At 72.5% G+C, this 12,211-nt stretch carries 14 protein-coding genes; 4 read left to right on the top strand and 10 right to left on the bottom strand.

The window, feature by feature from the left end:
• A partial coding sequence (locus tag G6039_RS28465; RefSeq protein WP_164528167.1) for an Rv0361 family membrane protein occupies positions 1–703 on the top strand: 703 nt, incomplete at its 5' end.
• A gap of 69 nt (positions 704–772) precedes the next feature.
• On the opposite strand, the gene fbaA is transcribed toward G6039_RS28465, so the two are convergent.
• On the bottom strand, positions 773–1,810 hold the full coding sequence (gene fbaA / locus G6039_RS28470; protein ID WP_006945356.1) for a class II fructose-bisphosphate aldolase: 1,038 nt from the start codon (positions 1,808–1,810) through the stop codon (positions 773–775).
• A gap of 150 nt (positions 1,811–1,960) precedes the next feature.
• On the opposite strand from fbaA, the gene G6039_RS28475 reads away from it, so the two are divergent.
• Together G6039_RS28475 and G6039_RS28480 are read left to right on the top strand one after the other, a co-directional pair.
• Positions 1,961–2,734 carry a DedA family protein gene (locus G6039_RS28475; protein ID WP_006945355.1) on the top strand — a complete coding sequence of 258 codons (774 nt, stop codon included), beginning with the start codon at positions 1,961–1,963 and terminating at the stop codon, positions 2,732–2,734.
• A 23-nt stretch (positions 2,735–2,757) separates the two neighbouring features.
• Complete coding sequence (locus G6039_RS28480; RefSeq protein WP_006945353.1) at positions 2,758–3,423, top strand: DedA family protein; 666 nt, start codon at positions 2,758–2,760, stop codon at positions 3,421–3,423.
• On the opposite strand, the gene G6039_RS28485 is transcribed toward G6039_RS28480, so the two are convergent.
• The 5 genes from G6039_RS28485 to G6039_RS28505 all read right to left on the bottom strand — a co-directional run bounded on the left by G6039_RS28485 (position 3,420) and on the right by G6039_RS28505 (position 7,842).
• Positions 3,420–4,484: a GTP-binding protein gene (locus G6039_RS28485; RefSeq protein WP_029545422.1), complete on the bottom strand. Its 1,065-nt coding sequence runs from the start codon at positions 4,482–4,484 to the stop codon at positions 3,420–3,422. The genes G6039_RS28480 and G6039_RS28485 overlap by 4 nt on opposite strands.
• Before the next feature lie 17 nt (positions 4,485–4,501).
• Positions 4,502–5,662 carry a glycoside hydrolase family 76 protein gene (locus tag G6039_RS28490; RefSeq protein WP_029545424.1) on the bottom strand — a complete coding sequence of 387 codons (1,161 nt, stop codon included), beginning with the start codon at positions 5,660–5,662 and terminating at the stop codon, positions 4,502–4,504.
• 76 nt (positions 5,663–5,738) lie between these two features.
• The gene (locus G6039_RS28495) at positions 5,739–6,404 is read right to left on the bottom strand and encodes a TrmH family RNA methyltransferase (protein ID WP_029545427.1); all 666 of its coding nucleotides are present in this window, start codon (positions 6,402–6,404) and stop codon (positions 5,739–5,741) included.
• Between the two features lie 2 nt (positions 6,405–6,406).
• Positions 6,407–7,027 carry a hypothetical protein gene (locus G6039_RS28500; protein WP_006945343.1) on the bottom strand — a complete coding sequence of 207 codons (621 nt, stop codon included), beginning with the start codon at positions 7,025–7,027 and terminating at the stop codon, positions 6,407–6,409.
• 47 nt (positions 7,028–7,074) lie between these two features.
• A complete protein-coding gene (locus G6039_RS28505; protein WP_043796717.1) occupies positions 7,075–7,842 on the bottom strand; it encodes an SDR family oxidoreductase in 768 nt (255 codons plus the stop codon).
• A gap of 63 nt (positions 7,843–7,905) precedes the next feature.
• On the opposite strand from G6039_RS28505, the gene G6039_RS28510 reads away from it, so the two are divergent.
• Positions 7,906–8,352: a hypothetical protein gene (locus G6039_RS28510; RefSeq protein WP_043796715.1), complete on the top strand. Its 447-nt coding sequence runs from the start codon at positions 7,906–7,908 to the stop codon at positions 8,350–8,352.
• Between the two features lie 36 nt (positions 8,353–8,388).
• Here the strand turns inward: G6039_RS28510 and G6039_RS28515 are convergent, their stop codons facing one another.
• From G6039_RS28515 to pyrE, 4 genes are read right to left on the bottom strand one after another with little or no spacing between them, the layout of a single operon-like run.
• Entirely contained in the window at positions 8,389–9,138 is a 750-nt protein-coding gene (locus G6039_RS28515; RefSeq protein WP_043796727.1) for a lysoplasmalogenase, read from the bottom strand.
• A 47-nt stretch (positions 9,139–9,185) separates the two neighbouring features.
• Positions 9,186–10,328 (bottom strand): galactokinase, encoded by a 1,143-nt coding sequence (gene galK, locus G6039_RS28520; protein ID WP_043796712.1) that lies wholly within the window; start codon positions 10,326–10,328, stop codon positions 9,186–9,188.
• Positions 10,325–11,431, bottom strand: a complete 1,107-nt coding sequence (gene galT / locus G6039_RS28525; protein WP_043796725.1) for a galactose-1-phosphate uridylyltransferase — start codon at positions 11,429–11,431, stop codon at positions 10,325–10,327. Before galT ends, galK begins: the two co-directional genes overlap by 4 nt.
• A gap of 19 nt (positions 11,432–11,450) precedes the next feature.
• Positions 11,451–11,990 carry an orotate phosphoribosyltransferase gene (gene pyrE / locus G6039_RS28530; protein ID WP_006945331.1) on the bottom strand — a complete coding sequence of 180 codons (540 nt, stop codon included), beginning with the start codon at positions 11,988–11,990 and terminating at the stop codon, positions 11,451–11,453.
• Between the last annotated feature and the right edge of the window lie 221 nt (positions 11,991–12,211).

A 12,211-nucleotide genomic window follows, 5' to 3' on the forward strand; every position in this document is an offset into this window, starting at 1 on the left:
CTCCCCCGCCGACGCACCCACCGCACGCATCCCCGTCACCACGCACACCCCCAAGCAGGCGCCGCAGCGGATCGAGCCCGATCGGGCGGCCGGACGCGCGGAGCCGCAGCGGGTCGCCCCCCAGCGCGCCGAACCGCCGCGCGTCCAGCCGACGCGGGTCCCGCCGCCCCGGCCGGAGGCGCGGCGTGTCGAACCCCAGCGCATCGAACCCCAGCGCGTCCAGCCGGTCCCGGGGCCGCAGCGCATCGACCCGGTCGCACCCGCCCGGCGCGGCCGCCGGGGCTGGGCGATCGCGGCCCTCGTCGCGGGCCTGCTCGTCGTCGCCGCGGTGGCGGCCGCGGCCGTGAAGGTCTACCTGGACGACCGGGCGGCGAACTCGCCGGAGGCTCGGATCCGGACCACCGTCGAGACCTTCGTCCGGGCGCTCGCCGCCGGCGACCTGACGACGCTGCGCACCACGACGTGCGGCGGCCTGCAGGAGTTCTACGCCTCGGTGCCGCCCGAGCAGTTCGCCGACATCCACCGCACCGCCGTCGACCAGGGCACCGTGCCCGTCGTCACGGGCATCGACAAGGTGCAGATCACCGACGGCCAGGCCATCGCGCAGGTGACGGCGCACCCGGCCGGCACCCCGACCGACGTCACCCAGCGCACCTTCGACCTGGCCCAGGAGGGCGAGGACTGGAAGGTCTGCGGGGAGTGAAACGACGCGAGCGGTGACGCGGGCCGGGCCCGCGTCACCGCTCGTGTGGGATGACCGCGCAGGGACGGATCAGCCGGCGGACACCGAGCGGCCCGCGGACTTGAGGTCGTTGCAGGCCTCGACGACCCGAGCGGTCATCGACGCCTCGGCCTTCTTCAGGTAGCTGCGCGGGTCGTAGGTCTTCTTGTTGCCGACCTCGCCGTCGATCTTCAGCACACCGTCGTAGTTGGCGAACATGTGGCCGGCGATCGGGCGGGTGAACGCGTACTGGGTGTCGGTGTCGACGTTCATCTTCACCACGCCGTAGCTCAGCGCCTCGTCGATCTCCGACTTCAGCGAGCCGGAACCGCCGTGGAAGACCAGGTCGAACGGCTTCGAGCCGGCGGGCAGGCCCAGCTTCTTCGAAGCGGCGGCCTGGCCGTCGGCCAGCACGGACGGCTCGAGCTTGACGTTGCCCGGCTTGTAGACGCCGTGGACGTTGCCGAACGTCGCGGCGAGCAGGTACTTGCCCTTCTCACCGGCGCCGAGCGCGTCGACCGTCTTCTCGAAGTCCTCGATCGAGGTGTAGAGCTTCTCGTTGATGGCGTTCTCGACGCCGTCCTCTTCACCGCCGACGACGCCGATCTCGACCTCGAGGATGATGTTCGCGTCCTTCGACAGGGCCAGCAGCTCCTGGGCGATCTGCAGGTTCTCGTCGATCGGGATGGCCGAGCCGTCCCACATGTGCGACTGGAACAGCGGGTTCTCGCCGTTCTTCACCCGCTCCTGCGAGATGGCGAGCAGCGGGCGCACGAAGCCGTCCAGCTTGTCCTTCGGGCAGTGGTCGGTGTGCAGCGCGATGGTGACGTCGTACTTCGCGGCGATGACGTGCGCGAACTCGGCGAGCGCGACGGCGCCGGTCACCATGTCCTTGACACCGAGGCCGGAGCCGAACTCGGCGCCACCCGTCGAGAACTGGATGATGCCGTCGCTGCCGGCGTCCGCGAAGCCCTTGATGGCGGCGTTGATGGTTTCGGACGAGGTGCAGTTGATGGCCGGGAACGCGAAGGAGTGATCCTTGGCGCGGGCGATCATCTCGGCGTAGACCTCGGGAGTCGCGATTGGCACGGCGGCTGTCCTCCAGATGAGAGTCGATGGGTGCCTCCCCGGGGGTGCGGGAGGCGCCAGGGTTGTCCCTGCAGTATGTCAACTGCCGGCGCGGGGACACAGTCGGGTGCCCGCCGTGATTCGGGCCACCGGCATCCCACCGGTACTCTGGTGGCCGTGAGTGTGCTCGGAGGCCTGGAGTCCGTGACCGTCGTCCCGGAGAGCGTGACGAATCTGGCGTTGCTGCCGGGATTCCTGGACCCGGTGAACCTGCTCAACTCCTTCGGCACCTGGGTGCTCATCGGCCTGCTGCTCGTGGTGTTCATCGAGTCGGGTCTGCTGTTCCCCCTGCTGCCGGGCGACTCGCTGCTCTTCACGGCGGGCCTGATCGCCGCCTCGAAGTCCGAGGAGATCCCGCCGTTCGCGCCGCTGTGGGTGCTGATGGTGACGATCCCGATCGCGGCGATCCTGGGCGACCAGGTGGGCTACTGGATCGGCGCCAAGGGCGGCACCCGCCTGTTCAAGAGCTACGACGCGAAGATCCTCAACAAGCAGTACATCGACCAGTCCGAGGACTTCTTCCAGCGGCACGGTCCGATCACGATCGTCCTCGCCCGGTTCGTGCCCATCGTGCGCACCTTCGCGCCGGTCGTCGCGGGCGCCTCCCGCATGCGGTATCCGGTGTTCCTCACCTACAACATCGTCGGTGGTGTGCTGTGGGGCGCCGGCGTGACGCTGCTGGGCTACCTGCTCGGTCAGATCGCCTTCATCCGCGACAACATCGACATCATCTTCCTGCTCATCGTGTTCGTCTCCGTCGTCCCGATCCTGCTCGAGATCGGCAAGCACCTGATCGCCAAGCGCAGGGCCGCGGCCGTCACGGAGGCCGAGGCCACGGCCGACACGGTGCCGGTGCCGACGACCCGTCGCGACACCACGCCCTGAGCACGCGCGCGAACGCGTCCTCCATGATTCTCGCCGCGGAAACCTTCGGTCCTCTCGAAACCGCCGGGCCCGCCCTGGTGTGGCTCGTCGTCGTGACGTTCGTGTTCGTCGAGTGCGCGATCATCCTCGGACTGTTCCTGCCCGGGGACTCCATGCTGCTGACCGCCGGCGTCGTGCTGGCCGCCCACCATTCCGGTGCGGCGCAGGTGTGGGCCCTGGCGGTCGGCGCGATGGTGGCCGCGATCGCCGGGAACCAGGTGGGGTACGTGATCGGCCACCGTCGCGGCCACCACCTCATCGCCCGCCGCAACGGCCGATACCTCAACGCGGCCAACCTGCGGAAGGTCAATGTCCTGCTCGACCGGTACGGGTTCTGGGCGGTGCTGATCGCCCGCTGGATCCCGTGGGTGCGCACGCTGTCGCCGCTGGTGGCCGGGGCCGCCCGGATGAACCACACCCGGTACACGATCGCGTCCACGATCGGCGCGATCCTGTGGGCGCCCGTCCTGCTGCTCGTCGGGTTCTACTTCGGCGAATACCTCGAGCGGGTCTCGTGGCTGCTGCCGACGGTCCTCGCCGTGATGGCCGCCGTCCTCGTGGTGGGCACCGTGCTCGGCGTCCGGCAGTACCGGATCGAGATGGCGCGGCCCGCGGTGGACGTGGAGATCGCGGACGTCGACCCCGACTAGGAGTGCCCGGCCGCGAGAGCCGGATCCAGGAGGCGGCGCGGGGTGTCCGGGTCCAGGCGCACCCCGATGAAGACGATCTCCTGGCCCGGCGTCTCGCCGGTCAGAGACCACGGCTGCGCCGGTTCGAGCATCAGATTGGGGCCGGCCTGCGACCAGATCGCCGCGGTGTCCGGGTCGTCGGCGAACCAGCAGAAGCCCTTGCTGCGCAGCACCCCGTGCAGGTTCTCCACCGCCGCCTCGAGCCGGGACCGGTCGAAGGGGCGGTCGGCGCGGTAGACGACGCTGCGGATGCCGTACTCCTCGGTCTCCGGGGTGTGACCGCCGGCGAGCTCCTCGGCCCAGCCCGGGGCGAGCGCGGCCGCCTCCGGGTCGTAGCGGCCGGTGCCGAGGACCTCGTCGATCGGGACGGCGCCGTGGACGGTGCGCAGCAGCCGCGCCGTCGAGTTGAGCCGGCGCAGCGTGGCCTCGACGGCCCCGGCGACGGCGTCGCTCACCAGATCGGTCTTGTTGACCAGCAGCACGTCGGCAAACTCGACCTGCTCGACGAGCAGGTCGGAGATGCTGCGCTCGTCGCCTGCGCCGGCCTCGAGCGCGCGGTCGTCGAGGCGGTCGCCGCGCGCGAGTTCGGCGAGGAATGTGGCGGCGTCGACGACGGTGACCATCGTGTCGAGGCGCGCGAGCCGGCTGAGGCGGAAGCCGTCGTCGAACTCCCAGTCGAACGTCGCGGCGACGGGCATCGGCTCGGAGATGCCGGTCGACTCGATCACGAGATGGTCGAACCGGTTCTCCCGGGCGAGCCGCGCGACCGTCTCGATCAGGTCCTCGCGCAGCGTGCAGCAGATGCAGCCGTTGGTGAGCTCGACGAGCTTCTCGGTGGTGCGGTCGAGGCTGCCCTGGCCGGCGACGAGCGCGGCGTCGATGTTGATCTCGCTCATGTCGTTGACGACGACCGCGACGCGCGCACCGTCGCGGTTGGCGAGGATGTGGTTGAGCAGTGTGGTCTTGCCCGCGCCGAGGAAGCCGGAGAGCACGGTGACGGGCAGGGGCGTCGCGACGGTCATGCCGTCGACGATAGCCGTTATCGATAACCGTTTTCAAAACGAATGCGGTCGGGCCGCGCGGCGCTCGGCCCGGGCGCCCGCTCGGCGGCCACGGCGTAGGCCGACTCCATCAGCATCCACCCGCTCAGCTGCACCGACAGATCCCGCTCGGCCACCCCCGAGCTGCGCACCGTGCCGCCGGAGAAGCGCGCGATCCCAGGGGCCGTTCCCGGCAGCCGGGCCTGGACGGACCAGTCCCGCCCGAACAGGGGCAGCCCCTCGATCTGCAGGCGGTTCGCCCACGCGGCCTGCGCGGACGCGAGCACGATCCGCGCCGCGACCCGGCGCGCCCGTTCGTCCTCGGGATCGACCACCGGCAGCGTCGTCGCGACCATCGCCAGGTACCGGACGAGGATGCCGTTGAACAACCCACCGTCCCCACCGCCGCCGCCGGTGATCACCCCCCGTTCGGTCAGCTCGTTGTCGACGGCGTCGACGAGGGCGTGCACCCGCTCCCGGTGCCGCGGATCGCCCATCCGCACCGCCAGCTCCGTCTCCAGGCCGAGCACGACGCCCTGGCAGTACGTGTAGACGGCGCGCTCGACCCGGTCGCGCCGGATCCCGTCGAAGATCAGGCCGGTCTCCGCGTCGCGCAGCGTCTCGTGGATCCAGTCCGCCATCTCCTGGGCCCGCAGCAGCTTTCCGGTGCGGGCGAGCAGCAGGCCCGCCGGGCCGTTGGCCGGGGTGTTGTAGAAGTCGTCGCGGCGCCGCCAGGGGATGCCGCCGCCCCGCTCGGGCGCCCACGCCGCGAACACCTCGTTCTCGAGGACGGCGATGGCGTCGCGGCGGTCGACGTAGAGGTGCCGCTGCGCCCGCTCGAGCGCCAGGCCGAGCCAGGCCATGTCGTCGAAGTAGTTGTTGGTCCAGCCGGCGAGGTTGCGGATCCGGTGCGAGCGCGTCAGCCGCAGCACCCGGCGCCGGCGCCGCGGCGTCGCCTCCCGCTCGGCGGCGTCGACCGCGAGATCGATCAGGTGGGCCTGCCACCAGTAGTGCCAGGTGAGGAAGAGCCGTTCGCGGCGCACCGCCGGCCAGCCGACGACCCCGAGCGCGGTGCCGGGCAGCGCCCACAGCCGCCGCACGTGCCGCGACATGACTGCAGCCTCCGCGAGATCCGCCCGCTCGGCCCACACATCCGACATGTCGTCGCCAACCTCGTCTCACCGTCGCTACCGATACCAGCTTTCCCCTATCGGCCGCTCCCCGTCGAACGTTTCTTCACCAGGCCCGGTCGAGATCGGCGTGCTGCCGGATCCAGGCGTGCATCGCGATCCCGGCGGCGACGCCGGCGTTGATGCTGCGGGTCGAGCCGAACTGGGCGATGGACACGGTCGTCGCCGCGACCTCCCGCGCCCGCGCCGTGACACCGGGCCCTTCCTGGCCGAACAGCAGCATGCACGCGCGGGGCAGCTGCGCGGTCTCGAGCGGCACCGATCCGGGTGTGTTGTCCACCGCGACGATCGTCAGTCCCCGTCCGGCTGCCCAGTCGATCAGGGAGTCGACGTCGGGGTGGTGCACGAGATGCTGGTACCGGTCGGTCACCATGGCCCCGCGACGGTTCCAGCGCCGACGGCCGACGATGTGCACGGCGGCCGCCGCGAACGCGTTGGCGGTGCGCACCACCGTGCCGATGTTCGCGTCGTGCCCGAAGTTCTCGATCGCCACGTGCAGCGGATGACGGCGGTTGTCGATGTCGGCGACGATCGCCTCGCGCGTCCAGTAGCGGTAGGCGTCGACGACGTTGCGGCGGTCGCCGCGGGCCAGCAGCTCCGGATCGTAGCGCGGATCCTGCGGCGGTTCGGTGCCGAACTCCTCGGCCCACGGGCCGCACCCGTGCGGGTGCTCGCCCCACTCGGTGGGGCCGGGAGCGTCGTCGAGTTGCACGGTCAGAAGGTCGTGTTGGAGCCGGCGGCGATCGTGAAGCCGTGACCGGTGGCGTCGTTGGCGCAGGTGACGTCGGCGTCGGTGGTCTCGCACGTGTAGCCGAGCTTGCTCAGCCGCGATCCGCTCGGCAGCACCGGGTCGTCGCCGCCGGAGGTGTAGACCGAGCCGCCCGAGCACATGAACTCCGCCGGGCCCGCGTCCTGTACGCGAATACCGTTGCCCCAGTTGACCATACAATTCTCGGGACGCGGGGGGACCGGGTCGGTGGCGCCCTCGCAGCCGGCCTCGGTGCGCGAGGGGAGTTTGACGATGCCGCAGCGGAACCCGCCGTCGGGGCTGGTGAAGTAGTACGACTCGTTGCGCTCGTACTGCACGTCCGCCAGCGTCGTCGGCGCGCTGTCGGGGGCCGGTGCCGGCGGCGTGGTCGTCGTGGTCCCGGTGGCCGTCGTGGTCCCGGGGGCCGTCGGCGCGGGTGCCGCGGTCGTGGTGGTGGTCGTGGCGGCCGCGCTCGCCGACGACGCGGCGGCCGGCTGCTCCCCGCCGTCCGCGGTCCCTCCGCACCCGGCCAGTGCCAGCACCGCCACCGCGGCCGCACCGATCGACGACATCCGACGCACGTTCACCCGACTCCTTCCGTCGCTGATCCGTCCGCCACTCTAGCGAGACCGCCTCAGCTGCCGGTCACCCACCGGTTGACCAGGCGATTGAGCCGGGTGGGCGTAACCTGCGCGAGGGCGGCGAACGCCTTGGCCTGCCAGCCCACCGCGTGGTGCACGCCCGACGGCCGCCGCCCGGGGCGGGTCAGGTCGTAGAGATCCCGGGCGACGTCGTCGGCGGTGAGCCGGATCCCGAGCCGCCGCGCGGCGCCGACGTTCAGGTCCCGGGTCATCGCCGTCTCGACGAACAGCGGCCACAACGCGATCACCCGGACGCCGTGCGGGGCCCATTCCAGATCGAGCGCCTCGGTCAGCCCGCGCACGGCGAACTTGGTGGCGCTGTAGGTCGCGAGCTCCGGCTGGCCGTAGAGCGCCGACGCCGAGCAGAGGTTGACCACCTGCGCGCCGGGCGTGCGGCGCAGGTACTCGAACGCGCTGTGGCAGCCCGTGATCGTGCCGGTGACGTTGACGTCGACCATCTGCCGGTGCCGTTCGAGCGCGGTCGTCTCGAACGGTCCCGACGCCAGGAGGCCGGCGTTGTTGACGAGCAGGTCGAGGGTGCCGTCGGTGCAGAACCCCTTCAGCGCCCGCTCCCAGCCCGGCGCGTCGGTGACGTCGAGAACGCCGGTGATGATGCCGGGCTGCTCCGCGGCGAGCACCTCGAGACCCGCCGCGTCGACGTCGACGGCCGCGACCCGGTAACCGCGGCGGGCGAAGAGCAGTGCGGTGGCGCGGCCGATCCCCGAGGCGGCGCCGGTGACGAACACACTGGGTGAATTCATGGATGCAGCGTAGCGACGACGGACGTGGCGCAGGTCACGGACTATCCTGGCATCGGAGGAGCAATGAACCACGTTCGAGTCGTTCGTGCCGTCGCATTCGTCACCGCCGGGTACATCGTCGTCCTGGCGCTGTGGCTGGGCCTGTTCGTCGGCAACTCCCCCGAGGGCACCGTCCCCTACCAGATCATGTTCCTGCTGGCCGCGTACGGCTCGGCGCTGGGCATCGCCATGATCCTCGCCGGGCGGCCGCCGCGCGCCGACCGCCGCCTCGCCCGCCGCGGCCTCGAGGGCTGGGCCACCATCACCTCGGCCCGGCAACTCGGCCACACCGTCGACAACGGCGAGCTGACCGAACTGGACCTCGACCTGACGGTGCCGGGCTCCGAGCCGTACCACGGACGGGTGCTCTACGAGGTCGCCCGCGAGGATCTCGCCCGGTTCGAGCCCGGCCGGGTCGTCGGCATCCGGGTCGACCCCCGCGACCGCGACCGGATCGTCCTCTGCCCGTAGGCGACGCGCGCACGAAAGTGCCTGCCGCGCCCGTCGTTACCCGCGCAGGTAGCCCCGGCGCGCGCGAGTGCCGTCCCGGCCGAGGGCGAGCTTGCCCTCGACGAGGAGCAACTGCGCGAGCGCGTACGTCGCGAGCACGAATCCCTCTGCCGCGGCCCGGGTCCGCTGCGACCGCAGCAGCACCCGCCGCACGACGATGGTGCCGTCGGACAGGGTGAAGACCAGGCCGCCGGCGCCCAGCCAGCTGCGCCGGTCCTCGTTCGGGATCGGCAGTCCGGCCACCCGCCGGGCCCCGGGCGCGAGCGCCGGATCGGCGGCGAGGGTCGCGGTGGTGCCCAGCAGGGCGCCGTACCCGGTCAGCGGCGCCGCCACCTCCGGGGACCGTGCGCCGAGCAGACCGGCGGCCCCGAGCGCCGCGACCGCCCGCGGCACCGCCGCCGACCGCGTCGGACGGGCACCGCGACGCACCAGCAGGGCCGAGTAGCAGGCCTGCATCACGGCGAACGACGACGCACCGCGCAGCAGCCGGGCGTCGTCGTCCGGGTCGATCATGAACACGTCGCCGACGGTCGCGCCGGTCAGCCCGAGCAGCAACAGAGCGGTGTCGAGCCGGTCGGTGTGCGGGGCGTGCCGCAGCACCCGCACCGCCAGCGACGGGCCGATCAGCGGCTTGGCCACCCGCTGCAACCGCTCGTTGCCGAGCACCCCGCCCACGACCGTCGCCGCCGCGGCCGCGGCGAACACCGCATGCTCGGCGTTCCACTTGTCCCGGCTGAACCATCCCATGGCCGGCAGCGTACCGACCCGCACGACGTCACCCGGCCGCCTTTCCCTCAGGAGCAACGCCGGGCGCCCGCCGCCGCCACCGCACGCAGGAACTTCGGCCGCGGCAGGTCCCGCTCGCGGGCGGCCACCGTCACAGCCTCCGCCACCGCGGCGACGTCCGTCGCCCGGCACAGCGCGATCGCGGAGCCGCCGAATCCGCCGCCGACCATCCGGGCCCCGAGCGCCCCGGCGGCGCGGGCGGCGTCGACGGCGCTGTCGAGTTCGACAGAGCTGACCTCGAAGTCGTCGCGCAGCGACCGGTGCGCGGCGTCGAGCAGCGGCCCGAGCCGGTCCGGGGCGTCGTCCCGCAGCGCGGCGACGGCGGCACGCACCCGGGCGATCTCCGTGACGACGTGCCCGGCCCGGCGCCGCAGCACCGGATCGGTCAGCGCGTCGAGCGCAGCCACGGTGTCGACCTCGCGCAGACTCGTCACGCCGAGCCGGCGCGCGGCCTCCTCGACGTCGCGGCGCCGCTGCCCGTACGGCCCGTCGACGAGGCGGTGCGGCGCGTCCGTGTCGACGACGAGCAGCGCCAGGCCGTGCGATTCCAGGTCGATCGGGATGTGCTCGACCGCTCCGGTCGCGCAGTCCAGCAGCAGTGCACGACCGGCCCGGCCGCGCAGCGCGATCTGCTGGTCCATGCCGCCGGTGGGGGCGCCGACACAGTCGTTCTCGGCCCGCGTGCAGGCGGCGGCGAGGGCGGCCCGGCCGGCATCGTCGACCGGCAGCCCGTACAGCTCGGCCAGGGCGAGGGCGACGGCCGCCTCGAGCGCCGCCGAGCTGGACAGGCCCGCCCCCACCGGCACGTCGGAGGCGATCGCGACGTCGACGCCCGCGAACCCGGGCGGGTCGAGCGTGTGAATCACCCCGGCGACGTAGGCGGCCCAGCCGCCGGTGCGTCCTTTGGGCGGCTGGAGCAGCCCAAAGGACGCACCGGCGAAGCCCTCGCTGACGAGCCGCACCGTCCCGTCGTCGCGGCGACGCACCGCCGCCGCCGTGACCTGCGGCAGCGCCAGGGGCAGGCACAGCCCGCCGGCGTAGTCGACGTGCTCACCGATCAGGTTGACCCGGCCCGGCGCGCACCACACCCCCTCCGGTACCCCACCGAACTCCCGGGCGAACTCGGCCGCCGCGGCCGCGCACACCTTCATCCGGCGAGCTCCCGCAGTCGCGCCGCGATGCGTTCGGCGGAGGTGTCGCTGATCCATACACCCATCGCGGACTCCGAGCCGGCCAGGTACTTGAGCTTGTCGGCGGCGCGGCGCAGCGAGAAGATCTGGCAGAACAGACGACCGTACGGTCGCTCGTCGCCGACCGGCGCCTGGTGCCAGGCCGCGATGTAGGGGACGCGGTCCACGCCGTCGAAGAACAGGTCCACGCGGCGCAGCAACTCCCGGTAGGCCACCGCCAGCTCGTCGCGCTCGGGGTCGTCGAGGGCGGCGAGGTCCGGCACGTCGCGATGCGGGGCGAGGTGCACCTCGATCGGCCACCGCGCCGCGGCCGGCACGTAGGCGGTCCACCGCCGCCCGGACCACACGATGCGCGTGCCCGCCCGGCGTTCGGCCTCGAGCACGTCGCGTTGCAGCAGCCGGCCCGTCGCGGCGTGGTGCGCGCGGGCCCGCTGCACCAGCCCCTGCGACCGCGCCGGCAGGAACGGGTAAGCATAGATCTGCCCGTGCGGATGTTGAAGCGTCACACCGATTTCCGCGCCCCGGTTCTCGAAGCAGAACACCTGCCGCACGTCGGGGGCGGCCGAGAGTTCGGCGGTGCGGTCGGCCAGCGCATCGAACACCGTGCGGACCCGCGCGACGCTCAGGTCGGCGAACCGGGCGTCGTGGTCGGCGGTGAACGCGACCACCTCGCAGCGGCCCGTCGCGGGTCGTCGCGGCCACAGCGGGTCGCCGTCCACCGGACCGGCGACGGCGCCACCCGGCCCGAGGGCCGGGAAGCGGTTCTCGAACACCACCACGTCGTAGTCGTCGGCGGGGATCTCGGTGGCGGCCCGGCCCGGACGGGTGGGGCACAGCGGGCAGTCCGCGGGGTCCGGCAGGAAGGTGCGGTCCATGCGGTGCGACGCGGAGACCACCCACTCCCCCGTCAGCGGGTCGAAGCGGAGTTCGGACGCGGCCCCGGCCGACGGTAGCCGCCGCGTGTCGTGCCGCTCCCGCACCGCGCCACCACCGACGTACGGCTCGGTGTCGTCGAAATAGAACAGTTCCCGGCCGTCCGCGAGGCGCGTCGCGGTCCGTCGCACCCGCCCGGCCACGGAAGACCTAGGCGTCCTGCAGTCCCAGGTCCTGCAGGCCCAGCAGGTAGCGGTACTCGACGCCCTCCGCGGCGATCACCTCGCCGGCACCGGTGGCCCGGTCGACGACGGTGGCGACACCCACGACCGTCGCGCCGGCGTCGCGCAGGGCCTTGACCGCGGTGAGCGGAGAGTTGCCCGTGGTGGTCGTGTCCTCGACCACCAGGACGCGCTTGCCGAGCACGTCGGGACCCTCGATCTGCCGCTGCATGCCGTGCGCCTTGGCGGCCTTGCGGACGACGAACGCGTCGATCGGGCGGCCGGCGGCGTGCATGACCGCGAGCGCCACCGGATCGGCACCCATGGTGAGGCCGCCCACGGCGTCGAAGTCCCAGTCGGCGACCAGTTCCCGGATGAGCTTGCCGATCAGCGGGCCGGCCCGGTGGTGCAGGGTGGCGCGGCGGAGATCCACGTAGTAGTCGGCCTCTTTGCCGGACGACAAGGTCACCTTGCCGTGCACCACCGCCAGTTCGCGAACCAGCGCAGCCAACTCCTCGCGATCACTCATCGCAACCCCTCACCGTCTCTCGTTCCACGCCGCGCCCCGAGGGCGCCGGCGACGACGAGCCTAGTCGGGGTCCGACGGTCAGGCCGCGACGGTGTCCGATCCGCCGGTCGGCGCGTCCGATCCGCCGGTCGGCGCGTCCGATCCGCCGGTCGGCGCGTCGCCTCCGGGGGCGGAGGCGGGAGCCGTCGCGACGGGCTCAGGCGGGGCCACGGCGGTGGGGG

Source organism: Rhodococcus aetherivorans, from assembly GCF_011058165.1.
Taxonomy (GTDB): Bacteria; Actinomycetota; Actinomycetes; order Mycobacteriales; family Mycobacteriaceae; genus Rhodococcus; species Rhodococcus aetherivorans.

Bases quoted from the DNA above. Each gene is read 5' to 3' on its own strand.
- pyrE (WP_006945331.1), bottom strand. From the start codon at position 11,990: ATGAGTGATCGCGAGGAGTTGGCTGCGCTGGTTCGCGAACTGGCGGTG.
- G6039_RS28515 (WP_043796727.1), bottom strand. From the start codon at position 9,138: ATGGGATGGTTCAGCCGGGACAAGTGGAACGCCGAGCATGCGGTGTTC.
- G6039_RS28510 (WP_043796715.1), top strand. From the start codon at position 7,906: ATGAACCACGTTCGAGTCGTTCGTGCCGTCGCATTCGTCACCGCCGGG.
- G6039_RS28490 (WP_029545424.1), bottom strand. From the start codon at position 5,662: ATGTCGGATGTGTGGGCCGAGCGGGCGGATCTCGCGGAGGCTGCAGTC.
- G6039_RS28480 (WP_006945353.1), top strand. From the start codon at position 2,758: ATGATTCTCGCCGCGGAAACCTTCGGTCCTCTCGAAACCGCCGGGCCC.
- G6039_RS28485 (WP_029545422.1), bottom strand. From the start codon at position 4,484: ATGACCGTCGCGACGCCCCTGCCCGTCACCGTGCTCTCCGGCTTCCTC.
- G6039_RS28505 (WP_043796717.1), bottom strand. From the start codon at position 7,842: ATGAATTCACCCAGTGTGTTCGTCACCGGCGCCGCCTCGGGGATCGGC.
- galK (WP_043796712.1), bottom strand. From the start codon at position 10,328: ATGAAGGTGTGCGCGGCCGCGGCGGCCGAGTTCGCCCGGGAGTTCGGT.